This is a genomic window from Legionella pneumophila subsp. pneumophila str. Philadelphia 1, assembly GCF_000008485.1.
GTDB lineage: Bacteria > Pseudomonadota > Gammaproteobacteria > Legionellales > Legionellaceae > Legionella > Legionella pneumophila.
The window spans coordinates 2,351,738-2,375,269 of sequence record NC_002942.5 but is presented as its reverse complement, the minus strand read 5'-3'; the positions used below and the strand labels follow the sequence as shown (position 1 = coordinate 2,375,269).

The following is a 23,532-nucleotide window of genomic DNA, read 5'->3' as shown; positions in this document are numbered from 1 at the left end:
TCTTGATCATACTCTGGCATTGACTTATAAACCTGGTAATGGGTGGGGGTTTATGGATATTAATCAATACCCCTCTAAAGTTTTTAAAACCGAAGAGACAGGATTACTTGCTAAAATGATAATAAAGGGTTTGAATTCAGTCCCGCCTTCCACTTATATCGCTTTGGATGCATCCATTTACACCACAACAAGAAACCCACAAATGTATTCATTAAGCACACAATTGGGTCAATTTAAATCCAGTCATGTAATCACCCCGGAAATAGCATTCCGGGAACAAAATGGGATGGGTTTAGCCTGGATTGCAGCACGAATAGGAGATATTGCACTTATCTCAGAGCTTGCGAAGCATCAGGCTGAACTCAATAAGGCAGATAATGATGGCTTTACCACGGCTCATATAGCTGCATTAACAGGTCAACCTTTGGTTCTTGATGAATTAATAAAATTAGGTGCTGATCTAAGTCCTTCCTTAATTTCAGCCATTCATTGGAAAAAAAACCTACTTGAAACAAGATGCTGTTTCTCGAATGAATTCATTTCTGCAGTTTCATAAAGGAAAACAAGAGGTGTTACTCTCGCCTGGAGAACTGGCAGTTATTATGGGGGATGAAAATCATATTCAACGTTATCTGGATAAAGTGATTGAACCTCATTTTAGATCTGCCAACAGGGCGGATTGTGCAGAAAAAAGGAATACTCGGGCGGCCATTGCCGAGGGAAGTGATTGCATGTCTTAACCAGCTCATTGATTTAAAACGCCAAAAGGAAATGCTTGAGTTACAATTTGAAGAAACAGACGCGCTTCTGGAAGCAATCAAAGAAAATGAGGAACGCGTCATAGGCAGAAAATATTATATTGATTTTATTGATGAGCACAAAGAGTCCTATACTAATGTCATGTGGCATATATCCAACCCTGTAAAAGAAGAGCTGTTTCAGAATGAAGCACAGCTTCGTCACTCAGGACTTTCAACTACGGTACTTTATGGCATGAGTTGGGCGACGTCATTCCTTTCCTCCTGCTACCGTTTTTTGACACCCAAGCGTCCAACAAGAATATCTTGACTCTTTCATGCCCCAGACTTTGGATAGTCAAAGTAAAGCCTTGTTTAAAAAGCTTTTGCAAGAGCACAAGGATAGCCTAAAAAAAGAGATGGCCAGGTCCGAGCAATTTATTACTAATATCAATAAAAAATTATTCCCTGAGTCAGAAGAGATGCTCCCTCTATTCAGTACGTTGTCGTCAAAAAACCTGCAGCTACTGCCTATATACGAGTTTCGTATAATGAAAAGCAGACTTGCAGAAGACAGTGATATACTAAAAGAGCCTATAGATGCACAGAACTTGATGCATAAAAAATCATCGATGAGTATTCTAAGAATTCCGGCAACTGAGCGTGAAGAAAATATTTACGCGGTATTTCAAATGCTAGAGTGCCCTCTAATGTGTAATGAAGACAGTTTAATTCCCAAGATTTTAAAAGAAATCAAAGCGATTATAAAAGAAATAGACCCACAAGAAGAGCAATCAATTAGTGATGCGCTTCGCCTGATTCGCAATGTGATAAAAGATGGGGCCCGACAAGAGAGACCTTTAGTTGCTGAAGTTCTAAAAATATTTGATGCTACGGGTAGCCTTAATTTTAGACAAATACGCAATTCGTTAGAGCACTTACCTGGTTTAAATGAATTTTCTTTATCATCAAGACGACCACTATCAGGGCATTCTACATAAAATAAATAGGCGGTATCAAATTTCGTCTCAATTTAAATAATTAAAACCTTAGCTCCAGGATTGGCTTTTACCCAATTTGCCACATACTCGATGTAGTTGTTTTTGCCAACAGCAACACATCCACGAGTTGAGCCTGGTAAGTTGTTTAACCAACCAAATAAATTGGATGTCTGGGCTGGTCCATGGATCCCAACATCCCTACCTGAATATCCAGCAGCTAATTGCTTTTTAGTCGGATAGAGAATTGGAATAAAGACTTTAAATTGATTGGATTTTCTTGGATGGGCTAACCCATATAAACCAATTGGAGTTTTGTTATCCCCAGCCTTTTTTTTACCAACGCCTTTGTACCCGAGCGCTACTTTAAAGGTTTTAACGACGGTGCCGTTTTTACAAATATTTAAAATTCGCTTTTTAGTGAGTACATTGATTCCATTTGATAAAGGACAAGTCGTATTACTAGCGAATAAAGTAACTGGAAAAAAAATAGCGATCATGAAAAAAATTGCTCTTATTTTCATATAAATAGGCTAATATTGTTGAAGTTGGGCAATAATTATCCCACAATATTGTTTTTATTCATAGACCTGGCAGGCTAAATCTTATGTAAATATACGTAGCTTGAAAGTCTGTTTAGGAAAAAATCAATTTCTATGGCGTGCTCTGAAGAACTCTCCTTCAGAAATCTTAGTTCGAAGCCAAGTATTTTAGCCATGACAAACTTTAAAATAAAGATTTGATGAGACGGTGATTAATGATAACTAAGAAGATCTGGAACAATTTTAAAAAAAACTGAGAAAATATATCAAAAAACTTGAAAGATGTATGGGCCTATTGCTTATGCAATGAAGAAAGCATTTTACAGTTGGCGATAGATAGAAATAAATAATTCACCAGGCACAGGATACTTGGAGATAATGTTTTTTTAATATCAGATAGTACTATACTCAAAATAGTAATTCATAAAGGATCTTAAATTATATTGGGAGTAACCCCGGATGATGAATGAGTCTTCAACAGAGAAGAAGAACGAGCTCAGCTTATCATTTGCGGCTCTGGGGGTTGTTTTTGGTGATATAGGAACAAGTCCTCTTTATGCATTTGGCCAAGTAATAAAGTATTTTCCAATCAATGACCATAATATTTATGGTATTTTATCGCTCATTTTTTGGTCGCTGATCATTATAGTCAGTATTAAGTATCTGGTAATCGTGTTTCGTGCTGATAATGATGGCGAAGGCGGTATTATAGCTTTAGCAGGGTTGATAAGACAGAAAATAAAAAAACCAGGAGGCTGGCTTTTATTTATTACTCTTGTTGGCATAGGGCTTATCATTGGTGATGGAATATTAACTCCAGCGATATCCATATTAAGTGCTGTTGAAGGTCTGGAATCTTTGTCTCCCAATTTGGCCAAATATGTTCTTCCAGTGACATTAATTATTTTATTTTTCCTCTTTAAGATGCAGAGCATAGGTACTGGGAAAATTGGTATTTATTTCGCTCCTGTTATGCTTATTTGGTTTATTACCATAGGCGTTTTGGGTTTTTTACAAATTATACAGAACCCCAAAGTACTGATGGCAATAAATCCTTACTATGCGATTTATTTTTTTATGATACATAAATACTTTGCTCTTTTTATATTGGGAGGGGTGTTTTTAGTAATGACTGGTGGTGAGGCTTTATTTGCTGATTTAGGGCATTTTGGCAAAAAGGCCATTCGAACAGGGTGGTTTGCTGTGGCGCTTCCCGCATTACTTTTATGCTATTTTGGCCAGGGAGCGTTTGTATTGATGCATATAGAGTATATCAAATATCCCTTTTTTAGTTTATCGCCAGATTGGTTTCTCCCTGTGATGATTATTTTGGCTACCATTGCAACCATTATTGCATCACAGGCAATTATTTCAGCGGCATTTTCGATTTTAAAGCAGGCGTCACTGCTTAATCTGATTCCACGTCTTAAGATTATCTATACGTCCAAATTTGAGAAAGGCGAAGTATACTTGCCACTTATCAATTTTATTTTAGCTTTAGGTACATGTTCACTTGTTGTGATTTTTAAATCATCATCTAATCTTGCCGATGCTTACGGCATCGCTGTTAATTTAGATATGCTTATCACAACAGTTTTAGTTGGGATCATTGCTTATTATTGCTGGAATTGGCATGCGTTCAAGGTAATGATTTTCCCTCTGATATTGGTTATTGAACTTGCATTCTTTGCTGGAAATATACCCAAGTTGTTAACTGGGGGTTGGATCCCTATTTTAATCGCGTTTCTAGGATTTGTAGTGATGTATACCTGGCACTGTGGCTTTGAGAAACTACGGGAATTGCATCATAGAGATGCTCTGATGGATGCTTTTATCATTGATGAATTAAATCAAAATAAAATTTCAAGACAATCCGGAATGGGATTATATATTATCGACCCCTATGATTGTGAAGGGGAAAGCCTTCTTCACCATCTTCGCCTCAACCGTATTTTTTTTGAGAATATGATTTTTGTAAGTATCAAAATTGAAAATAAACCTTATATCCCTATTGAAGATAAATTTGAGCTTATAAAGAAAGCTGAAGGGTTTTATTTAATTTTTATTCATTATGGGTTTACTGAAAATATTAATTTGCCTAATGAATTAGACGAAATGTTTAAAAGAGTATACTTACCTTTTGAGATAATTAAGAATAAATTAATCTATTTTATTGAGATCGTTTTTGTTGAAATGACTAGAGAAAGGCAAAAACACATGTACATGTGGCAAAAGCACCTTTTTTCTCTCATGATACGCAATGCTGTGCCAGATATTCAGTTTTATCGATTACCTTACAATAAAACTATTGCAATAGGGACTTATTATCAATTATGAGCCCATTCAAGAGGCGATATTGGGTTTTTAAGTGGTTAAGGATAGTGAAATGAACAAAGCCGATTTACATAACAGCGTGTTATTTAAGGGAATAGATGAAAAGTACATTGATGATTTTTTGGAAAATTGTGAGGAAGTTGAACTTCCGGAAGGTGAATTTCTTTTTCATCAAAACGAAATTGGTGACTCAATGTATATTGTCGAACAGGGTGAATTACAAATTATACTGGATCAAAATTCGACAGGCTCGAATCCTCAGGAGGAGCAAGTGATTGGAGTACTTAAAAGCGGAGCATTGTTTGGGGAATTATGTGTATTTGGACAACTAAAACGAGCCGCATCAATCCGTGCCTTAGTAGATTGTAGATTATTAAAAATCGAAGGGGAGGATTTCAGGATTCGTATCTACTCAAAAGATTTGGACGCATTGTTGATTTGTTATAATATCGCAAAACTATTAAGCCAGCGCTTTATTACTCTTTTAAGCTTGCGTCCTACTCTGAATATGTAAATTGGAATAGATCTCATTAAATGACAAGCTCAAATAGATTCAAACCCACGGAACCATAGTTCGAAGCTGATGCTCTGATAATTCCTTATAAATCAATATATTGTAAGCTGTCAAATTCACCTGAAATGGCTTATTACCGCGAGGTGTCGCTATTATGGAGTCTGTTATCAACTAGCTAAAAAACCAACTATGGCATAAAAGATCATTTTTAAGTGTAGGTCATGAAGATAAAGGATGTTAAATGCCAATAAAATACTTTCAATCAATGCGGCATAAAACATGATTGGAATGACGTTCTTTACTTTATGAGACAACACTCCAAAAAAAGGTGCGCCGACCATATACCCCAAAGTGGAAAAGCCATTAACAAGAGTTGCATCTATCTGGTTAAGATGATAATGCTGTTCTAGAAAGTCAATTACTAAAATTAAGAGTTCATTTTGCTGTACTTTCAATTTTCAGTAGCATGTTTTCACAAATATCCTTATGGAAACTTGAATAAAACGCTTGTTAAATCCAGTTTTCATTTGCAGTAAAGGCAATGGTAAGCCAACGTTGTGGCGTATCTTCTCCAATAGCCAACGCGATTTCATTACGAATTTTATCCAGGGTTTCAATGCTCGAAATTGGGTAATCCATAGGTACTACTATATGTATTTCAATAAATTGTGCGCGTCCTATTTTTGCAACGTAGCTTGTATAAGTCTTGAAATCATGCTGTTTAATAAGCTCATCTAAAAATTCTCTTATTCTTTCATCAAGACCCACAGGAGCCATGCGAAATATGTCTCTCATGGCATCACGGACTGCGGCCATAGGCACAAAAATCAGAAATGCAGTAAGAATTGCTAAAATAAGGGGGTCAATGTAAGGGGTAAAATATCCATAAGCCCCACCATGCAACAAGGCTGCGATGCCAAATGCCAATAGGAGAGAAGTAGAAATCAAAGCAGACATTAACCAACTTTGAATGTCTAGTCGCAAGAATTCGGACTTAATTTTGCGGTTTGTTTTGACTAAATAAAAATACATGCCTGTTGATAAAAAAAACACCAAAAGTGCAAACACAAATGCCCAATCAAAATTGAGTTCATGTCCACCAGACATCAAACTGCCAATCGCGTTTACCAGTGCATAAGTACAAAGAAGTATTAGGATACTACCATTCAAAACAAGAACCATAGGTTCAATATGCCAGTAACCATATTGAAATCTCCGATTCCCCTTACTTGTTAAAAGACGGGCAACAAAAAAAGCAAGGATTGATATAACGGTATCCACCATATTAAACATGCCATCAAAGACGATAGCCAATGAACCGGACAATAGCCCAAATAAAATACCTACCACGGCTAAGAGAAAGGTAACAGCGATTGATATTTTAAGAGCTCTTCGTTCATGAAGTCCCTTTTGTATTGTCATTTGAGTGATATCCTGATTTTAACAATGCTTTATCTACTTATACTATTGCTTCAACAGCCACTAATAAATCCATAGGCTTGTATTATTAGGTCTTTTACATAATAACTGCTTCTTTTTTCAATTGTTGCAGTAAGTTTTTCGCATGGTTTAGAAAAATCAATTTATTTTACGTACATTAACTTTGCGTCCTTTTAATTTTCCACTTTGTAAATATTGGTAGGCTTTATCTGCTTGGCTATGGTGAATTGCAACATAGGAGTACATGGCGGTGATGTTAATTTTGCCAATTGTGTTGCCTGCTAATCCTGCATCTTTGGTTAATGCCCCAAGGATGTCACCAGGGCGAATTTTATCTTTTTTACCGGAAGCAATACAGAGTGTAACCATTTCTGGCACTAAGCGAGCAGTGTTGTGATTTTCTAATTCATTAATGTTTCCCCAATGAATGGGGAGCGGGTAGTTATCTTCAATGGCGCAAATTCGTTGTGCATCTGCAGGCGTTACAATGCTTAAGGCAATGCCTTTACTCCCAGCTCGTCCTGTTCGACCAATACGATGAATATGGACGTCGTGATCAAAAGCGAGATCAAAATTAATCACTGCGGAAAGTTCTTTTATATCAAGTCCTCGTGCTGCAACATCAGTGGCGACAAGAATAGAACAACTTTGGTTGGCAAAACGCAAGACAGCAAGATCACGCTCGATTTGTTCCATATCACCATTTAAAGCGATGGCACTGAAGCCTTCATTGATGAGCTGGTCTGTGACTTCTATTGTTTGTTGCTTGGTATTACAGAAGATTAACACTGAAACGGGTTGATAGTGCAACAGTAATGATTTTAATAAGGGAAATTTCTGAGCATGTCTCGAGACTTCATAAAAATGTTGTTCAATATCAATTTCTTCAGGAGGGGTTACCACATGAACTTCTTTCGGGTCCTTCATAAATTGTTTTGAAAGCCGTTTGATTTCTTCAGGATAAGTCGCAGAAAAAAGCAGGGTTTGTCGTTGTTTGGGACAAACCGAAATAATGTTTTTAATGTCATCAAAAAAACCCATATCCAGCATTCTGTCTGCCTCATCCAAAACTAAAGCTTTTACCTGAGATAAGTCTAAAGAGGCGTTTTTTAAATGCTTAAGTATTCTCCCCGGTGTTCCTACAATAATATGAGCTCCATGTCGTAATGAATCAAGCTGAGGCTGCATTGGTATACCACCAGATAAATTAATAATTTTGACATTAGGCATCAAACAGGCTAATCGACGGATAGCTTGGCTTACTTGTTCCGCGAGTTCACGGGTAGGGCAAAGAACCAAGGCTTGTACTACAAAAAAAGAAATTTTTAAATTATTTAATAAACACAAAGCAAAAGCAGCGGTCTTTCCACTCCCTGTTTTTGCTTGAGCTATCATATCTTCATTTCTAAGAATTATGGGCAGGCTTTGCATTTGGATAGGGGTCATATTTTCATAATTTGAAGAAGCAAGACTTTTTATTAATTCTTGACGAAGGGGGAATTGAGAGAATGATAGGTGTTGGTCGTTGTGTTCTGATTGAGTCATGGAAAGTGCTTATTGTTATAATAGGTGAATAGCTTAGCACTTCTTAGTGCAATTTTAAATCAATTTATTTTGGGCAAGCTTAATCTGATGCTTACAATTGTCTTTTCTACTTGAATCCGTGTAGATCAAAATAACATTAAAATCATCTCAAAGACATCAACAGAGAGTGATTTTAATGTTTCTATCAGATATATCATTCTACAAAGAGATATAAGTAAAAATAATATTAGCTACTTAAATTAAAGGGCTGTTATATTTTGTGCTTGAAGACCTTTTGCTCCTTGCGTCACAATGAATTGTACTCGCTGACCTTCAGTCAGGGTTTTAAAGCCAGAACTTGAAATTTCTTTAAAGTGAGCAAATACATCCGGGCCGCCTTCTTGCTCAATAAAACCAAATCCTTTGATCTCGTTAAACCATTTAACGACTCCATTTACTGTTTTAGACATAAGTATCCTTAAGTATTTATTATAGTGCCTGTATAGGCGAATTTAGCCGGAAACCGGTCAAGAATTAAAAACTACCGAACGAGGGATTAAATGAATAAAACGACGATTTGGAAAGTATAAAAATAGACATTTTCTAGCTAGGATCAGAATACTATTCTTTAAGGCTACAAGTCAAGGCTCTACCCCAAATAAGATATTGGCTCTACCCCAACAAAGCTGTCTCTTGATCACATCTCCATCAACTCGTTAGCTATCCTAAGCCCTTCTACTCGTTCCTGTAATCGGAACCATCCTTTCCAGATAGTAGACCAAGCTGCTTTCCCAGTTCTTTTGGAATCAGTCCAACCGCCCAACTTGGCTATTGCTTTATAAGCCCAAGCAGCAGTAGGTATTTTTTCAGGTAATGATTTTCTTTCAACACTATTCCATAAGACTTTCCATTTAGCATCAGTGAGCAATTCATCGCAAGAAGTACTGCTATCATTGATAACTAGAGTAGTCGGGTATTCAAAATACTCTTTTAATTGGAGTAATCGAATTGCTACAAATGAGAGAATGACAATCATTTTCTCTAAATTTTCAATTGATTGCATACGCTGCTCTTCAGCACCAACCCCCGATTTCCATGCTTTATGAAAATCCTCAATGCGCCATCTCATCTCATAATATCGTGTTATTTTTCGAGCACACTCTAATGTTGTGGTTGCTTCTGTTGTTAATAGAACCCATTCAAGGCAATCGCTTTCAGATGGATTTTTCTCTTTTGCGATAACCACATTTAAAGTGATTGGCTTTAATTCCCGTGCTTTGGCTCTTCGCTCTGGTAGTGAGAAAGTAACGGATGCTGTTTTTAATTCAAGAGCCGCTTGGCGTTTCTTTCTATTTGCTTTTTGAGCTATTGCAATTGTATAAGTACCCAAAATTGTTGCAGAAGGTAACATTTGAAATAAATAACCATAACTTCCTTCCAGTTTTCGATTATGGCTCGCTCGAACAATAAAACGTTGATGATTATCTAACTTATACTGAATGTATTCAAAAATATCGGCTTCCCTATCGCAAACAGAAATCACATCAGACATTTTAGAACCCAGACGACGCTCTAACTCTCGAGTATTCTTTTCCCATTTATAACTTTCTTTCTCTGTATACAACCTTACTCGTCGATGATTTTTTTTGCCTCTTTCTTTGATATCTCGACACCAACGTTCTTGCGCTATTAATCCTATTGTTTTCTCTTGTTCTGCATCCATGAGCATGGTGGTGTGAACATGAAATCCTCGATTGCTTTTTTCTTTAGGACCGCCTAAATCACCTAATGATTCTTTTATTTGATGGGTATAGGATAGTGTGGTTGTGTCTTCAATCGCCAAAAGAGTAGGGATTCGCTGAGATAACCAGCTTGTTACTTGGTAACCACCCTCTGCAATTTGACTCGCAGTAACTCGTTTATTGCGTAAAAACCGATAACTCCCTTCTATGAGTGCATCCTGTCCTTCACAACTTTCTGGAAGAGAACCACCAGGCAAGGATGTTAGTTGTTTACCTATCTGTGCTAACCGATGAGTCAGGCGTTTATCACCTAAATCAACTGAACCAAAAATAGCTTCCGACCATGCCGCAGAATCCTCAATTGCTAAATCCATACATTACCTCAAAATGAGGCGATTTGATCATGTTTCTTTGATATAGACAAGATGTGTAGAAGATTCAGGTATTTGGGAAAGATGTCCTTATTGAGACATAGGTAACAAAATATTCTGGAGACATAGGTTACACTCAAAGGCATTTCTGGAGAAGAGAAATGCCATGGCAGGAGTGTACTAAAGTGGATGAAAAGATAAAATTTGTAGCAAGATTGTTAGATGGCGAACAAATGTCATCTTTATGCCAAGAATTCGGTATTTCTCGAAAGACGGGGCATAAGATATACAATCGTTATAAAGAAAGTGGATTGGAAGGATTAAATGATCGAAGCAGGAAGCCTCATCGTTATGCGAACCAATTACCTTTTCAATTAGAAAAAGAGATATTAAAGGTAAAGAAAGAGAAACCTACTTGGGGAGCTCCCAAGATACGAGAAAAGATATTGAGACAATATCCAGATGTAAAATCACCTGCAATAAGCACCATTCATACTATTCTTGATAAATATGGCTTGGTCACAAAACGTAAGAGAAGGCGTTACAAAGCAGAAGGTACTAAGTTAACTAATGGAAAGACTCCCAACGAATTATGGTGTGCAGATTATAAAGGTGAATTTCAATTAGGGAGTAAAGAGTATTGCTACCCATTAACACTCACTGATTTTAACAGTCGCTACTTACTTGCATGCGAAGGGTTATCAACGACAAAAGAGCAATATGCTATCACTGTATTTGAACGTGTTTTTAAAGAATATGGGCTACCTAACGCCATCCGTACCGATAATGGTGTTCCTTTCTCTTCAGTACAAGCATTATTTGGACTAAGTAAACTTTCCGTATGGTGGCTGCGATTAGGTATCAGCATTGAGCGCATAAGACCAGGCAATCCGCAAGAAAATGGTCGTCATGAGCGTATGCATTTAACTTTAAAGAAAGAAACAACAAAACCCTCAGGAGAAAACTTCTTACAGCAGCAAGAGAAGTTTGACCGATTTATTGATGAGTACAATAATGAACGTCCTCATCAAGCTTTAGATATGCGTTATCCAGGTGAAGTATATATCCCATCAAACAAGGAGTACAAAGGACTGCCTGAGGTTGATTATCCATTTCATGATAAAATGATAACAGTAACTCATTGTGGTAGGTTATGTGGCTCTACCCCAACAAAGGGGGCACTTTAATCAAGTTAGTATAAACTAACCTCTTGATTTCGCGATCAAAAAGGAGATTAAAGTGCCGAGACATGATGTTATCCTAAATTTGCCTGGTTTTACTATAAAAAAAGTAAGTGGTTATCAACCCTTGTTATTGGATTTAACCTATAACCGTTTACCACGCTGTTCTCATTGTTCAAGCAAAAAGGTTCGAAAGAAATCGAGTTATGAACGAAAGGTTCATCATGAATTAATAGGTCACAGACGGACTATTCTTCGATTCAAAGCATACAAACTGTTTTGCAATGAATGCGGTCGTTATGGTAATCAACAATTTCCCGGAATTGCTAAATATCAACGGTCTACAGAGCGTTTACAAGTTCAAATATTTCATCACCATACGAGTGGTATTTCCCAGAAAGAGTTATCTCTTCAATTTAAACAAGGGAAAGCAACCATTGAACGTTGGTATCATAGACGCTATCAAATAGAAGGAAATGAATTGCTCAATACGCCTTGTCCAAAAGTGTTAGGTCTTGATGAGCACTTCTTTAGTCGAAAACATGGCTTTGCAACTACCTTATGTGACCTTAAAAAGCATAAAGTGTTTGATATCGTTAAAGGACGAAGAGAGGTTGATTTAAATCACTACCTTAACTCTTTAAAAGGGAAAGACCGTGTTCAAGTGGTCTGTATGGATTTAAGTAATACCTACCGCTCTCTGGTCAAAAAGCATTTCCCAAACGCTAAAATAGTAGCTGATAGGTTTCACGTCATTCGATTAGTACAACATCAATGTATGATGACTTATCGTGAGTTATCCAGCTCAATTAAAAATAACCGAGGTCTATTGGCTTTGTTGCGAACCAAACCAGATAAACTCACATCTCATAAGAAAATAAAGCGAGACACTTTCCTCGCTGAAAATCCAGCCATTGAAGCCATTTATCACTTCCAACAACAGCTTCATGAGCTATTAATGAATAAAACTCTAACTAAAGTACGATGCCGTAAAATCATTCCTCTCTTCTTAAAAATGATTCAGAACTTGAAACAAAGCCCATTTAAATCATTAGTTGCCCTGGGAAAAACCTTAGATTCATGGAAAGAAGAAATTGCCTGTATGTGGCGGTTTAGTAAATCAAATGGCATCACTGAAGGATTTCATCGGAAAATGAAACTAATACAACGAAGAGCTTATGGGTTTAGAAACTTTGAAAACTACCGATTAAGAGTTAGAGTATTATGTGCTTGATAAAATGCCCCCGTATTTGGGCTGTCTCTTGATCACATCTCCATCAACTCGTTAGCTATCCTAAGCCCTTCTACTCGTTCCTGTAATCGGAACCATCCTTTCCAGATAGTAGACCAAGCTGCTTTCCCAGTTCTTTTGGAATCAGTCCAACCGCCCAACTTGGCTATTGCTTTATAAGCCCAAGCAGCAGTAGGTATTTTTTCAGGTAATGATTTTCTTTCAACACTATTCCATAAGACTTTCCATTCAGCATCAGTGAGCAATTCATCGCAAGAAGTACTGCTATCATTGATAACTAGAGTAGTCGGGTATTCAAAATACTCTTTTAATTGGAGTAATCGAATTGCTACAAATGAGAGAATGACAATCATTTTCTCTAAATTTTCAATTGATTGCATACGCTGCTCTTCAGCACCAACCCCCGATTTCCATGCTTTATGAAAATCCTCAATGCGCCATCTCATTTCATAATATCGCGTTATTTTTCGGGTACACTCTAATGTTGTTGTGGCTTCTGTTGTTAATAGAATCCATTCAAGGCAATCGCTTTCAGATGGATTTTTCTCTTTAGCGATTACTACGTTTAAAGTGATTGGTTTTAATTCACGTGCTTTAGCTCTTCGTTCAGAAGGTGAGAAAGTAACAGATGTTGTTTTTAACTCAAGAGTCACTTGGCGTTTCTTTCTATTTGCTTTTTGAGCCACTTCAATTGTATAAATACCCAAGTTTACTGCTGAAGGTAACATTTGAAATAAATAACAGTTACTTCCTTCTAGTTTTCGATTATGGCTCGCTCGAACAATAAAACGTTGAGCATGGTCTAACTTGTACTGAATGTATTCAAAAATATCAGCTTCTCTATCGCAAACAGAAATCACATCAGACATTTTAGAACCCAATCGATTCTCTAATTCCCGAGTATTCTTTTCCCATTTATAGCTTTCTTTCTCTGTATATAACCTTACTCGTCGATGATTTTTTTTGCCTCTTTCTTTGATATCTCGACACCAACGTTCTTGCGCGATTAATCCTATTGTTTTCTCTTGTTCTGCATCCATGAGCATGGTGGTGTGAACATGAAAACCTCGATTGCTTTTTTCTTTAGGACCGCCTAAATCACCTAATGATTCTTTTACTTGATGGGTATAGGAGAGCGTGGTTGTGTCTTCAATGGCTAAAAGCGTGGGGATTGACTGAGATAACCAGCTTGTTACTTGATAACCACCCTCTGCAATTTGATTCGCTGTGACTCGTTTGTTTCGTAAAAAACGATAACTACCTTCTATAAGCGCATCCTGCCCTCCACAACTTCCTGAAAGAGAACCACCAGGCGTCGATGATAATTGTTTGCCTATTTGAATTAACCGACGAGTAAGTCGTTTATCCCCTAAAGCAACTGAACCAAAAATAGCTTCCGACCATGCTGTAGTATCTTCAACTGCTAAGTCCATACATACCTCAAAAAGAGGTGATTTGATCATGTTTGTTTGGAATAAACAAGATGTGTAGAAGATTCAGGTATTTGGGAAAGACCCAATTTGTAACCGATGTCTTCGGAATAGACCAGACCCAAATGGCGCGCTCGGAGGGACTCGAACCCCCGACACCTTGGTTCGAAGCCTGATACTCAATAATAGAAAACATTATAAATCAACAACTTACGATGCATCAAATCATCGAATTACTGCCTAGAACTGCCACAAATACACTACAAACGGTCACTGTTACGGCACGATTTCGTCACTGTTGTGTCAGGCAGCGCTAGGCAGTCCCAATCAATATTTCCCTGTGCGACATACAGCCACATTAGAGTCCTATTGTTGATTATTAGTATTTTGATTAGACTGACTCTGAATGGTATAATCTCTTATTACCTGAGTTAATAAAAATACAAAACGCGTATTTGAATTTGAGAGTGGTTGCGCTATAATATAATTAACCATGCCCGTCACGCCTCTCAATGATGCGCACCACGACGGGTTATTTTTTTATGGCTGAAAAGAGTTATACGAAACCTGCACTTACTGTTAGTCAACAGCTGGAGTTTTTATTTTCTCAGGGTTTGCAGATTGAGGATCAAAAACTAGCTATTCGTGCATTGGAAACAGTAAGTTATTATCGCTTATCATCCTATCTTTTGCCTTTTAAGCAATCCCACAATGCAAAGAACCCTCGCCAGTTTAAAGAAAACGCTACATTTGAACAAGTTTGGCAGCTTTATCAATTTGACAGAGAGCTAAGGTTACTTGTTGCTGATGCAATTGAAAAAATAGAGGTGGCATTTCGAGCGGCATTAACCAATGTGACAAGTATCCGATTTAATCCTTTTTGGTATGTAGAACGAAATTATTTTAAGGCTAAAGCTGGTGCAAATAGAGAAAGAGATTTTTTTGATGATTATCTAAAAACAATTAAAACGATTAGTACCAATAAGCAGGAACTATTTATTCAACATTATCATAAGAATTATGATAAACCATATTTTCCACCAATTTGGATGATGGTTGAGGCACTCTCCTTTGGTGTCTGTTCTAAGATGTTTAATAATATCCAGTCGAAAGATGTGCGTAATGAGATTGCTTCTTTTTTAGGTCAGCATACAACTGTAATTGAATCTTGGATAAAAAGTTTAACCTATACAAGGAACCTCTGTGCTCATCATTCAAGATTATGGAATAGATGGCTTGTTATTCCTCCGCTAATACCTAAGAATGCGCCTATTAAAACCCATATTGATGGTAACTATCGTTTTCAATTAATCGCTTTTATCATAGATCAATTATTAGAAACAATTGCACCTGAATCTAATTGGAAAATAAAGCTCTTTGAGCTATTTGAAAGAAATGAGCAGTTTTCAGGAATTGAAATGGGATTTATAAATAATTGGCGGGATGATCCAATATGGCATTGTTGAATAAATCAAAATTAGGCAACATTTCACCTAACCGAATTGGTTTTACTTCACTTTCACAGAGACTGGCATACCCAGTGAAGTGATTCGTTTAAAGCACGCGTAGCAATCCCACATTCTGTTTTTTGCTGAGGTAATTCCCTTGCTTTCATGGCTGTCCCCATGACTTTTTTGTAACGCAAAATAGCTAACTCTATATGGCTGCGCAAACCATAATTGTTTTTCTTTTGCCATACCATATCCCCCTCGTCCTGCAAAAGGCGAATATGATCGTCGCGCTGAGTGTTCGCTTTCCAGCTAATCACTGCAACTGATGGAGGAGGAATGACGATCTTTGCATCAGGCTGTTTCGTCAGTATAGCCTTATTAAAAGCAAAGCTTATTAAAAGCAAAGCTTGCTTCTTTAATTGCTTTTCCAGGAGAATTATGAAATTCAGCATTATCTACAATAAAGCTCTCGTCTGTTCCTTGAAATCGACCCGCTTGAATCCATGCATCTGGAAATATTTTGGCTCTGTCCTTACCAAATAATATTAACCCTGAACTGTAGGTACTTTTTTGCCTTGATAATCCATTAAGATAACGACCGTTTCTAGATCTTTCTTATCGATCTTCCTAATTTTTTCGAATTGCTCTAAAGCAGCTCTGAAGTCTATCGCTTCGGAGTTCAATGCAGTTAAGGGTTGCTCATCAAAAGTTTGATTGCTGACTATGCGATTTAACTCTTTAATCATTTCTGTGTCAGCTTTTCTATTTGTGGTTCCAGCACGAATATATACTCCTTCTTCTGGTCCTGATTTTTTTATAATAATGATGTCTAGTCTAGCTTGGAAAGACACGAACAATTAAAAGATAAATATCCCGCCATAGAATAGTATCTATTTCGGGAAAAATGTGTGGGGCAATTGATCGCTAATAAGAATGGCAACTTTTTCTCTGATGTTTTTTGTTCTAAAATAAAAACGTAGATACCAAAAAGCTTGTCCATTGAGTCAATTGGTATTTCGAGATCTCTGGATCTTCCAGTTCAACCGCTGTAAATCGACGTTCTATAAAGTCAAGAATAAAAACTTGAGGATTGAATCTTAGGGTGGTTTGTATTTGGGGCAAAATATAATTTGGATTTTCTATTAAGGAGGTGGTTTTTAAGCCACCCCTTAGAATAATTTATGATGCAGTACGTCCTTTATGGGTATCAACGACAGGGAAGTCGATGTCCGTCTTGAATGCTTCGTTGAAGTAGTTAGTGAAAGTGTTCATCGCTACATGCGCTAAAATTTCAACCATTTCTTCATCACTAAATCCAGCTTCACGGACAGTCTTGATGTCGAACTCACTCACCCCACCACGACGTTCAATCAGTTGAGTAGCAAAATTGAGAGCCACTTGTGTTTTCTTATCAGACGATTTTCCTGAGAGGTTTTCTTTAAGTTCATCTTTATTAATCCCTGCTTTTTCTCCAAGATAGGTATGAGCGGATGCGCAGTAGTTACAGCCATTATAACCTGCTGAGACCAATGCGATTTGTTCGCGTAGTTTAGGGTTAAGAGCACCTTTGCTAAGAGAGGTCATAATCCCAATGTAGGCTTCCAGTGCCGCTGGTGAGTTGGCAAGTGTGCTGAATAGATTTAATTCAGTGCCCATAGCTTTTTTTGTGCCTTCGAGTAGCTCTTTAGCTTTGCCTTGTGCGTTAGCGATAGAGATTTTTTTAATACGTTGCATGATACCTCTCCTTATTTTTGGATAGATTGGAATACGACAGTATCCTCTTGCCCTTTATATTTGTAGCAGACCATATAACTTACGTCAAGGAAATTGACAGTTGTTCGGAATTCTGTTGTTCGGAATTCTGACTATACTTAAGAATAGAGCATTAATCAGTGAGAAACCACCATGAAGAGTATTATCAAAGGTTTGTTATTTTTTTTCATGAGTGTTGCCTCTTTGACAGCCTATGCAGAACAAGCCTATAAACGACCTTCAGATGCTGTCATCAAACAAAAATTATCAACAATTCAATATAATGTTACTCAACAACAGGGTACAGAATCCCCGTTTAATAATGCTTATTGGAATAATGAAGAGCAAGGTATTTATGTTGATGTTGTTACCGGTGAACCATTATTTATTTCGCTCGATAAATATGACTCTAAGACTGGCTGGCCGAGTTTTACCAAACCGCTAGAACCTGGAAACATAATATATAAAGATGATAGCAGCATGTTTACTAGTCGGACTGAAGTGATTTCCAAACATGGAAAATCACATTTGGGGCATGTTTTTGGTGACGGCCCTCCGCCCACCAATAAACGTTTTTGCATGAATTCTGCGGCGCTGGAATTTATTCCAGTCAAGGATCTGCAGAAAAGAGGTTATGGTAAGTATTTGCCACTATTCAAAAATGCAGGAAAATAACGTGAAGTAATATGCCATGTTTATGGCTCACAACAAGATTTGCCTTTGATAAACAGAGCTTAGGCAGTTGAGTGGTTTTGCCTGGTTTTTGCAATTTATCAATTAATCAGCTACCTTTAAGCTGGATAATATTATCAACAGGGAGCTTAAACCTGACATGAAGTTTTATCTTCATCCATCTTGTCATTTATTATCAATGCATTGGAACAGTTTTGACCTCATTAAAGCATCAAGAGATGGTTACAAGCATCCTCCTCGTCCTAAAAAAATGGCTCATTCACAATCTTTAGTCATTTGGCGCCGCCAACTTCAAATAAGATATTATCTAATGGATAAGTTAGAGCAAAATATGTTAAGCCAATCCAAAACAAGGCTTCTTTCATAGAAATTTGTGAACAATTAAGCTATGAAATGAAGGATGAGAAAGCGGCAAGCTATTTGGTAAAAAAATTGTATGTTTGGCTTGAGGAACAATTGTTTGTCCATCAATTGAATCCTTTTGTCTAAAACACTATTATGCCTCGTTTCTAGTCATTCATTAAAATCATTGGTTTTTTCTATCTGTATTTCTTTTTCTTAATGGAGGTAATAAGTAAATTATTTGCTCTAAAAGTAAAAAAGGACCATACTCAATCGGACAGCACAGAGAATTTATTTCGTGCTCCTACAAGGAAGGATACATGGACAACTCCTCAAAACCACCAGGCAAGCGCTCCATAAAAGCTGAAATGATTTAATTCAACTATTGATGCTTTTCTAATAATGGTCGCCAGGCTGCCTAAATGTGTGTAATTAAAAGTAGCATTGGATGGTTTATTATAAACAAGAGCCGCAATTTTTTTGGCAACAAAAGCGCCGCTTTGTTATGCGGCAGGTGCAAGTCCAGGGAAAGATTTTCCGTACCACTTCAATGTAAAAAGATTTAAATATGGTTAACAATTTTATAAGGATAGCAGCGATGAAAAAAATTAAATCATTGTATATACCGCAATTAATATTTATTTTTATGATGCCAGTTCTTGCCTGGGCTTCAGATATTTCCTACAGTTTGGTGGGTATTCAGGGGTATGATCCTGTGTCTTATTTTCAACAAGGTGGGCCTGTACGTGGTAGCGGAAACTACACGGGATATTATGAAGGTGTGAGTTATATTTTTTCTAATCAAGAGAACAAAAAAACATTTCTTGCAAATCCTGAAAAATATCTTCCCGCTTATGGAGGATATTGCGCGTATGGCGTATCCGTTGGGAGCAAAATAGTGAGTGATCCTTTAGCTTGGAGAATTGTGGATGGAACACTCTATCTAAATTTAAACAGCAAAACACAAGATGTTTGGGCAAAAAATATACCTGGCAACATAAAGAAGGCAAATATTAATTGGCCAAAAATTAAAGGCATCGACCCTAAAGACTTATAATAAGTTGCACTGTTTTAATATAATTCTCCTTCCCACTTAGTTTGCATCCGGATTTGTTTTGCGGTTCGAATTAAGAAGTTTGGAAGGGGAAATGATGTAATGAGTATGTATTCATTAAGTAAAGATTCGGGAAATTGTGGTGATTAATACAGACTCTATAGCCTTTAAACAGACTACCGTCAGCGGTAAGCCAGTAATCGTGGCTGGGAAAGCCTTGACATCTTTTAATATTCACCTAAACTTTTCATTAAAACGTTGAGCTTAATATATCGATAATATCATGTTCATTAGCTGAAGAAGGAATATGAAAGAAAAAAAAAGGAGTAAAACAAGTAAATACCTAAGTAATTTAGTTTTAATTCTTGCTCTCTCCATGATGGTTAGCTCAGCTGTGATTTCATATTTCTTTATCAGACAAAATGAGCTGCTTATATCTTCTTTGAAAATGCAAGCGCAGAACAAACAAATTCTCATTAAAGATGTATGGAACAATATAGTAAAAAAAGAAACCAGAGCTGATATCGCGATACTTCTGTCTGTTTTACCTGTAAAAGATGAGGTCGAAGTTCAGGCCATTAAAAAAGACTATTTGAGAGACTTTTCTGAGTTAACAGGAACATCAAGTACAGCGGATATTGTCAAAGAGGTTAAAAAGGAAATTGAGCGTTATGGTGAATATATTGATAATTTATATCTTGATCAAGTGACTATTCAAAATAAAGCAACTGCAATCGAAGGTAGTAATAAATTGTATTCTGAAATAGCGTTTTTTCTACAAATATTTAGCGTTGTATTGATTATTTTAAGGAAGGATTTTACAGAATAATAATAGTCTCAACGATGGATCTTAATCCCAAGTTACTCCTTAACACGAAAGTTTATAAACTTGTTTAACCTTGACAGCGAATTGATCGGTGCTATATTTAAAAGATAACATATCGGATAGTCCTGAAATAATATGATTGTTTTCCAATACCATGTTATGTAACTGTTATATTAATCAAGGGGCATTAAAATGATAAAAAACGGAATTTTTACAGCAGTTGCAGCAGCGATAACTTTAACAACTAGTGTTGCATTTGCTGAAGGTGAAATGGAGAAATGTAGCGTTGTTAAAGATGGCAAGGGATTAATTAAGGAAAACAAAGCAGATTGCAAAGGTTCTTCCCACTCCTGTGCTGGACAAAATAAAGCAGGTGATTCTGAATCGTGGATCTTAGTACCAAAAGGTCAATGTGATAAAATAAATGCGGGTGATTTTAGCGCTGTTGGGCAAGACATTAAAGATAAAATCGAAGTTTCAAATTAATCGATTCGTATATTATGACTTTGAACCCGCTAATAGGTATTGGACTTCGGTACCCTCATTACACACAAGTTCTAGAGGAGCGACCTTCGATTGGCTGGTTTGAAGTTCATAGCGAAAATTTCTTCTCCAACGGCGGAAATGAGATAAAAGCTCTTTTAAATATTTCCGAATATTATCCGATAAGCCTTCATGGTGTTGGGCTATCTTTGGGTTCATCCGATGGTATCTCCAAAGTCCATTTGGATCGCCTATCGAATCTTGTTCATCAGGTGCAGCCTAAATTTGTTTCTGAGCATCTTTCATGGGGACATGTTGGTGGCATACACATGCCTGATTTACTTCCAGTGCCTTATACAGAAGAAAGTTTTAACACCTTTAAGCGCAGTATATCGATAGCACAGGATTTTTTAAAACGAGAAATTCTTATTGAGAACCCATCTTCCTATATAGAATATAAGTCATCCAGGCTCCATGAATCCTATTTTTTGGTGGAGCTTTGCAATCAAACAGGTGCCAAGATTCTGCTCGATGTGAATAACCTATTCATCTCATCCTGGAATCACGGATGGAATACCAAAGAGTACATTGATTCTATTCCATTTAATTTAGTAAAAGAAATTCATATTGCTGGTCATTCCATAAAAGAATTGTCAAACGATAGTACTCTGCGTATAGATACTCACAATAATTATGTGTGTGATGAGGTGTGGGCTCTATACGATTATACTGTTCAAAGATTTGGCCCTATACCAACTTTACTTGAATGGGATGCAGACATCCCTTCTCTCAATGTTTTAATTGAGGAAGCTTCAAAATGCGAGTCATACCTCTCGTCTTACAAAGTCAATAGGGGGGTAGCAAATGCATGAATTACTTAAATTACAAGAGTCCTTTTATCGAAATATCTTTAAAAAAGACGTTGATTTAAGTTTTATAAGCTCGGATTTCTCCCAAGAACGGCTAGATGTTTATCGTCAGACTATTTTTGAAAATATGATCAATGCTTTGAGGATTACTTATCCAGGCGTTTGGAAATTAATCGGCAATGAGTGTGCCAATAGTGTTGCCTATACTTATTGCAAAAAGGATAAGTACTTACCAAAGACAGGCTGGCTTGATGATTTTGGTGGAGATTTCCCTGACTTTCTTTCCACATTACAGCAACTGTCTGAGTTGCCCTATTTAAGTGATTATGCCCACTATGAATGGCTCAAACATTTGGCGTATGGGGCTGTAGACTCTAAGTCCATTTCCCCTCAAGATTTAATGACCATCCCCGAAGAGGAAATAGATCATATCAAACTGAATTTTTGTCCTTCAGTTTGTATTTTTCAGTCCAAATACCCGTTGTTTGATATTCATGATACCATTGAGAATTGTAGTTCAAAAGCAATTACCCTTAAGACAGAAGCAGCTTATGGTGTTATTGGCTGTAAGGAAAACGAAATACATACCTATTGGATTGCCGAAGATCAGTGGCATTTCATAAAGAAATTATTTGAAGGTGCAAAGCTTTTAGAGAGCGTCCAGTATGCACAAACAATCAATCAAAATTTTGACTTAACTTCAGCAGTTGCTTTTGTGTTACAGGAGCAGCTGGTCGACAATATCATTAAAACCGGAGGCAATAATGCTCAATAATTCGGTAGAAACTTCTATAAATAAGCCGTTCATTTCTAAAATTATTCAAATTTATCTATCAGTTACAAAGGTTTTGGAGAAAATTGCCCTTCCTGTGCTTGTTTTATTCATGCGCTTATGGATGGCTAAAATCTTCTGGTATTCTGGCATGACTAAAATATCAAACTGGCAGTCGACCGTCTTCTTGTTTAGGGAAGAATATAAAGTTCCTTTTGTGCCTCCAGAAATTACTGCTTGTCTTGCAACCTCTTTTGAGCTCGCTTGCCCTGTACTTCTTATCTTTGGGTTTGCAACAAGACTTGCAACATTGCCTTTACTGGCTATGACCGCTGTCATTCAGTTTACCTATCTCGATTTAATAGACCATCGTTACTGGGCTATGCTGCTTGCTTTGATTTTATTTTATGGCCCGGGTTCACTATCTCTTGACCACTTAATTTCTAAGAAATTTGGATTATTGGCATCTTCGCGTGGCGATGTTGCCTAAATCAAATTTGGTGTGCATAATGCTTCTGAGTATAATAAGTCCAGCGATCTCAATAATTCTTTTTCTAATAGATTGCCCGCTCAGAAAAAGTAAATACTTTGAACAGATTTATGCAGGGTAAAAAAATAATTGTTTTATCACCCGAGTTTAAAAAGTATTAAACTAATGTTCAACACCGCAAGGAAAAAAGTGCAGAAAACGTCAGAACCATTCCCCGCACACGAAATTTGAAATGCTTTTTATTATAAATAAAAGCATAAGCATGAAGAATTCTTCCCAGAATAAAATATAAGGCCAAGATGAATAGAATTACCCAATGGGCTTGATTTGCTTCAGTGCAAAGCATCAATATCAATGCAACCCGTATTTAGGCGAACGCTTACGTATATCTGCCTGTATTTAAAACTTATATGGGACACGACTCTTTTCACGAAAGGGCCTATTACCTTCGTATGACGATCGATGTGTTTCCCGATATAAAGTTGAAAATGGAGACTAGGTACCCAGGAATAATCCCTGATTTGCAAGGCGATAACGATGAAACCAACTGATTTTGCAGAATATTTTACTGAATTTCTTACTGTTTATTTACCCAAACAAAAAAATGTAAGCAAGAACACCATTTACTCTTACAGAGACACATTGAAAATAGAAAAATATTTTCAGTCCAACAACTACCACTAATTTAAGAGAAAAATGATTACTATGAATAAAGATAATTATAATTGGATTGAC

29 protein-coding genes are annotated in these 23,532 nt (G+C 36.8%); 18 read left to right on the top strand and 11 right to left on the bottom strand.

Annotated features, from left to right (window positions below; translation table 11 throughout):
* Positions 1-13 precede the first annotated feature (13 nt).
* From legA6 to LPG_RS10695, 4 genes are read left to right on the top strand one after another with little or no spacing between them, the layout of a single operon-like run.
* The gene (gene legA6 / locus LPG_RS10710) at positions 14-556 is read left to right on the top strand and encodes a Dot/Icm type IV secretion system effector LegA6 (protein ID WP_010947842.1); all 543 of its coding nucleotides are present in this window, start codon (positions 14-16) and stop codon (positions 554-556) included.
* A complete protein-coding gene (locus tag LPG_RS10705; protein WP_027223817.1) occupies positions 531-740 on the top strand; it encodes a hypothetical protein in 210 nt (69 codons plus the stop codon). The genes legA6 and LPG_RS10705 overlap by 26 nt, the downstream gene beginning before the upstream one ends.
* Positions 724-1,068, top strand: a complete 345-nt coding sequence (locus LPG_RS10700; protein ID WP_015444224.1) for a hypothetical protein — start codon at positions 724-726, stop codon at positions 1,066-1,068. Before LPG_RS10705 ends, LPG_RS10700 begins: the two co-directional genes overlap by 17 nt.
* 7 nt (positions 1,069-1,075) lie before the next feature.
* Positions 1,076-1,738, top strand: a complete 663-nt coding sequence (locus tag LPG_RS10695) for a hypothetical protein (protein WP_010947839.1) — start codon at positions 1,076-1,078, stop codon at positions 1,736-1,738.
* Between the two features lie 32 nt (positions 1,739-1,770).
* Here the strand turns inward: LPG_RS10695 and LPG_RS10690 are convergent, their stop codons facing one another.
* Positions 1,771-2,259 carry a L,D-transpeptidase family protein gene (locus tag LPG_RS10690; protein ID WP_010947838.1) on the bottom strand — a complete coding sequence of 163 codons (489 nt, stop codon included), beginning with the start codon at positions 2,257-2,259 and terminating at the stop codon, positions 1,771-1,773.
* A 477-nt stretch (positions 2,260-2,736) separates the two neighbouring features.
* Between LPG_RS10690 and LPG_RS10685 the strand changes: the two genes are divergently transcribed.
* Both LPG_RS10685 and LPG_RS10680 read left to right on the top strand, forming a co-directional pair.
* Complete coding sequence (locus tag LPG_RS10685; protein WP_010947837.1) at positions 2,737-4,614, top strand: potassium transporter Kup; 1,878 nt, start codon at positions 2,737-2,739, stop codon at positions 4,612-4,614.
* A 49-nt stretch (positions 4,615-4,663) separates the two neighbouring features.
* The gene (locus LPG_RS10680) at positions 4,664-5,125 is read left to right on the top strand and encodes a cyclic nucleotide-binding domain-containing protein (RefSeq protein ID WP_010947836.1); all 462 of its coding nucleotides are present in this window, start codon (positions 4,664-4,666) and stop codon (positions 5,123-5,125) included.
* 167 nt (positions 5,126-5,292) lie between these two features.
* On the opposite strand, the gene LPG_RS10675 is transcribed toward LPG_RS10680, so the two are convergent.
* From LPG_RS10675 to LPG_RS10655, 5 genes are all read right to left on the bottom strand, one after another.
* A complete protein-coding gene (locus tag LPG_RS10675; protein WP_015444226.1) occupies positions 5,293-5,580 on the bottom strand; it encodes a hypothetical protein in 288 nt (95 codons plus the stop codon).
* Between the two features lie 55 nt (positions 5,581-5,635).
* Positions 5,636-6,547: a cation diffusion facilitator family transporter gene (locus tag LPG_RS10670; RefSeq protein ID WP_010947834.1), complete on the bottom strand. Its 912-nt coding sequence runs from the start codon at positions 6,545-6,547 to the stop codon at positions 5,636-5,638.
* A 156-nt stretch (positions 6,548-6,703) separates the two neighbouring features.
* Complete coding sequence (gene dbpA, locus LPG_RS10665) at positions 6,704-8,110, bottom strand: ATP-dependent RNA helicase DbpA (RefSeq protein ID WP_010947833.1); 1,407 nt, start codon at positions 8,108-8,110, stop codon at positions 6,704-6,706.
* Between the two features lie 239 nt (positions 8,111-8,349).
* Entirely contained in the window at positions 8,350-8,559 is a 210-nt protein-coding gene (locus LPG_RS10660) for a cold-shock protein (RefSeq protein WP_010947832.1), read from the bottom strand.
* Between the two features lie 227 nt (positions 8,560-8,786).
* Entirely contained in the window at positions 8,787-10,205 is a 1,419-nt protein-coding gene (locus tag LPG_RS10655; RefSeq protein WP_010947831.1) for an IS4-like element ISLpn4 family transposase, read from the bottom strand.
* A gap of 158 nt (positions 10,206-10,363) precedes the next feature.
* Between LPG_RS10655 and LPG_RS10650 the strand changes: the two genes are divergently transcribed.
* Positions 10,364-11,389 carry an IS481 family transposase gene (locus LPG_RS10650; RefSeq protein ID WP_010947830.1) on the top strand — a complete coding sequence of 342 codons (1,026 nt, stop codon included), beginning with the start codon at positions 10,364-10,366 and terminating at the stop codon, positions 11,387-11,389.
* Between the two features lie 52 nt (positions 11,390-11,441).
* Entirely contained in the window at positions 11,442-12,617 is a 1,176-nt protein-coding gene (locus LPG_RS10645) for an ISL3 family transposase (RefSeq protein WP_010947829.1), read from the top strand.
* Positions 12,618-12,649: 32 nt separating this feature from the next.
* Here LPG_RS10645 and LPG_RS10640 read toward each other — a convergent pair whose 3' ends face one another.
* The gene (locus LPG_RS10640; RefSeq protein ID WP_015444229.1) at positions 12,650-14,068 is read right to left on the bottom strand and encodes an IS4-like element ISLpn3 family transposase; all 1,419 of its coding nucleotides are present in this window, start codon (positions 14,066-14,068) and stop codon (positions 12,650-12,652) included.
* Between the two features lie 539 nt (positions 14,069-14,607).
* On the opposite strand from LPG_RS10640, the gene LPG_RS10635 reads away from it, so the two are divergent.
* Positions 14,608-15,531 (top strand): Abi family protein, encoded by a 924-nt coding sequence (locus tag LPG_RS10635; protein WP_015444231.1) that lies wholly within the window; start codon positions 14,608-14,610, stop codon positions 15,529-15,531.
* Positions 15,532-15,584: 53 nt separating this feature from the next.
* Here LPG_RS10635 and LPG_RS10630 read toward each other — a convergent pair whose 3' ends face one another.
* The 3 genes from LPG_RS10630 to LPG_RS10620 form a co-directional block, all read right to left on the bottom strand.
* Positions 15,585-15,968 carry a transposase gene (locus LPG_RS10630; RefSeq protein WP_010947827.1) on the bottom strand — a complete coding sequence of 128 codons (384 nt, stop codon included), beginning with the start codon at positions 15,966-15,968 and terminating at the stop codon, positions 15,585-15,587.
* 93 nt (positions 15,969-16,061) lie between these two features.
* A complete protein-coding gene (locus LPG_RS10625; protein WP_016356980.1) occupies positions 16,062-16,367 on the bottom strand; it encodes a hypothetical protein in 306 nt (101 codons plus the stop codon).
* Positions 16,368-16,695: 328 nt separating this feature from the next.
* Positions 16,696-17,250 carry a carboxymuconolactone decarboxylase family protein gene (locus LPG_RS10620; protein WP_010947825.1) on the bottom strand — a complete coding sequence of 185 codons (555 nt, stop codon included), beginning with the start codon at positions 17,248-17,250 and terminating at the stop codon, positions 16,696-16,698.
* A 171-nt stretch (positions 17,251-17,421) separates the two neighbouring features.
* On the opposite strand from LPG_RS10620, the gene msrB reads away from it, so the two are divergent.
* The 8 genes from msrB to LPG_RS10580 all read left to right on the top strand — a co-directional run bounded on the left by msrB (position 17,422) and on the right by LPG_RS10580 (position 22,797).
* Positions 17,422-17,943: a peptide-methionine (R)-S-oxide reductase MsrB gene (gene msrB / locus LPG_RS10615; RefSeq protein WP_010947824.1), complete on the top strand. Its 522-nt coding sequence runs from the start codon at positions 17,422-17,424 to the stop codon at positions 17,941-17,943.
* A gap of 157 nt (positions 17,944-18,100) precedes the next feature.
* Positions 18,101-18,328 (top strand): hypothetical protein, encoded by a 228-nt coding sequence (locus LPG_RS10610; RefSeq protein ID WP_015444232.1) that lies wholly within the window; start codon positions 18,101-18,103, stop codon positions 18,326-18,328.
* Positions 18,329-18,901: 573 nt separating this feature from the next.
* Positions 18,902-19,360: a YHS domain-containing (seleno)protein gene (locus LPG_RS10605; protein WP_015444234.1), complete on the top strand. Its 459-nt coding sequence runs from the start codon at positions 18,902-18,904 to the stop codon at positions 19,358-19,360.
* Between the two features lie 304 nt (positions 19,361-19,664).
* Entirely contained in the window at positions 19,665-20,186 is a 522-nt protein-coding gene (locus tag LPG_RS10600; protein ID WP_010947822.1) for a hypothetical protein, read from the top strand.
* Positions 20,187-20,375: 189 nt separating this feature from the next.
* A complete protein-coding gene (locus LPG_RS10595) occupies positions 20,376-20,669 on the top strand; it encodes a BufA1 family periplasmic bufferin-type metallophore (RefSeq protein WP_010947821.1) in 294 nt (97 codons plus the stop codon).
* 14 nt (positions 20,670-20,683) lie between these two features.
* Positions 20,684-21,538: an MNIO family bufferin maturase gene (locus LPG_RS10590; protein ID WP_010947820.1), complete on the top strand. Its 855-nt coding sequence runs from the start codon at positions 20,684-20,686 to the stop codon at positions 21,536-21,538.
* Positions 21,531-22,310, top strand: coding sequence for an HvfC/BufC N-terminal domain-containing protein (locus tag LPG_RS10585; protein ID WP_010947819.1), 780 nt, complete (start codon positions 21,531-21,533; stop codon positions 22,308-22,310). The genes LPG_RS10590 and LPG_RS10585 overlap by 8 nt, the downstream gene beginning before the upstream one ends.
* Positions 22,300-22,797 (top strand): DoxX family protein, encoded by a 498-nt coding sequence (locus tag LPG_RS10580; RefSeq protein WP_010947818.1) that lies wholly within the window; start codon positions 22,300-22,302, stop codon positions 22,795-22,797. The genes LPG_RS10585 and LPG_RS10580 overlap by 11 nt, the downstream gene beginning before the upstream one ends.
* A gap of 169 nt (positions 22,798-22,966) precedes the next feature.
* Here the strand turns inward: LPG_RS10580 and LPG_RS10575 are convergent, their stop codons facing one another.
* Positions 22,967-23,146 carry a hypothetical protein gene (locus LPG_RS10575; protein ID WP_323740491.1) on the bottom strand — a complete coding sequence of 60 codons (180 nt, stop codon included), beginning with the start codon at positions 23,144-23,146 and terminating at the stop codon, positions 22,967-22,969.
* A 188-nt stretch (positions 23,147-23,334) separates the two neighbouring features.
* On the opposite strand from LPG_RS10575, the gene LPG_RS15270 reads away from it, so the two are divergent.
* Positions 23,335-23,481 (top strand): hypothetical protein, encoded by a 147-nt coding sequence (locus LPG_RS15270; protein ID WP_010947816.1) that lies wholly within the window; start codon positions 23,335-23,337, stop codon positions 23,479-23,481.
* Positions 23,482-23,532 lie beyond the last annotated feature (51 nt).

Excerpts from the sequence above, each read along its gene's own strand:
- LPG_RS10705 (WP_027223817.1), top strand. The coding sequence starts at position 531 with ATGAATTCATTTCTGCAGTTTCATAAAGGAAAACAAGAGGTGTTACTC.
- LPG_RS10695 (WP_010947839.1), top strand. The coding sequence starts at position 1,076 with ATGCCCCAGACTTTGGATAGTCAAAGTAAAGCCTTGTTTAAAAAGCTT.
- LPG_RS10690 (WP_010947838.1), bottom strand. The coding sequence starts at position 2,259 with ATGAAAATAAGAGCAATTTTTTTCATGATCGCTATTTTTTTTCCAGTT.
- LPG_RS10685 (WP_010947837.1), top strand. The coding sequence starts at position 2,737 with ATGATGAATGAGTCTTCAACAGAGAAGAAGAACGAGCTCAGCTTATCA.
- LPG_RS10680 (WP_010947836.1), top strand. The coding sequence starts at position 4,664 with ATGAACAAAGCCGATTTACATAACAGCGTGTTATTTAAGGGAATAGAT.
- LPG_RS10670 (WP_010947834.1), bottom strand. The coding sequence starts at position 6,547 with ATGACAATACAAAAGGGACTTCATGAACGAAGAGCTCTTAAAATATCA.
- dbpA (WP_010947833.1), bottom strand. The coding sequence starts at position 8,110 with ATGACTCAATCAGAACACAACGACCAACACCTATCATTCTCTCAATTC.
- LPG_RS10660 (WP_010947832.1), bottom strand. The coding sequence starts at position 8,559 with ATGTCTAAAACAGTAAATGGAGTCGTTAAATGGTTTAACGAGATCAAA.
- LPG_RS10655 (WP_010947831.1), bottom strand. The coding sequence starts at position 10,205 with ATGGATTTAGCAATTGAGGATTCTGCGGCATGGTCGGAAGCTATTTTT.
- LPG_RS10650 (WP_010947830.1), top strand. The coding sequence starts at position 10,364 with ATGCCATGGCAGGAGTGTACTAAAGTGGATGAAAAGATAAAATTTGTA.
- LPG_RS10640 (WP_015444229.1), bottom strand. The coding sequence starts at position 14,068 with ATGGACTTAGCAGTTGAAGATACTACAGCATGGTCGGAAGCTATTTTT.
- LPG_RS10635 (WP_015444231.1), top strand. The coding sequence starts at position 14,608 with ATGGCTGAAAAGAGTTATACGAAACCTGCACTTACTGTTAGTCAACAG.
- LPG_RS10630 (WP_010947827.1), bottom strand. The coding sequence starts at position 15,968 with ATGCTGAATTTCATAATTCTCCTGGAAAAGCAATTAAAGAAGCAAGCT.
- LPG_RS10620 (WP_010947825.1), bottom strand. The coding sequence starts at position 17,250 with ATGCAACGTATTAAAAAAATCTCTATCGCTAACGCACAAGGCAAAGCT.
- msrB (WP_010947824.1), top strand. The coding sequence starts at position 17,422 with ATGAAGAGTATTATCAAAGGTTTGTTATTTTTTTTCATGAGTGTTGCC.
- LPG_RS10610 (WP_015444232.1), top strand. The coding sequence starts at position 18,101 with ATGAAGTTTTATCTTCATCCATCTTGTCATTTATTATCAATGCATTGG.
- LPG_RS10605 (WP_015444234.1), top strand. The coding sequence starts at position 18,902 with ATGAAAAAAATTAAATCATTGTATATACCGCAATTAATATTTATTTTT.
- LPG_RS10600 (WP_010947822.1), top strand. The coding sequence starts at position 19,665 with ATGAAAGAAAAAAAAAGGAGTAAAACAAGTAAATACCTAAGTAATTTA.
- LPG_RS10595 (WP_010947821.1), top strand. The coding sequence starts at position 20,376 with ATGATAAAAAACGGAATTTTTACAGCAGTTGCAGCAGCGATAACTTTA.
- LPG_RS10590 (WP_010947820.1), top strand. The coding sequence starts at position 20,684 with ATGACTTTGAACCCGCTAATAGGTATTGGACTTCGGTACCCTCATTAC.
- LPG_RS10585 (WP_010947819.1), top strand. The coding sequence starts at position 21,531 with ATGCATGAATTACTTAAATTACAAGAGTCCTTTTATCGAAATATCTTT.
- LPG_RS10580 (WP_010947818.1), top strand. The coding sequence starts at position 22,300 with ATGCTCAATAATTCGGTAGAAACTTCTATAAATAAGCCGTTCATTTCT.
- LPG_RS15270 (WP_010947816.1), top strand. The coding sequence starts at position 23,335 with ATGAAACCAACTGATTTTGCAGAATATTTTACTGAATTTCTTACTGTT.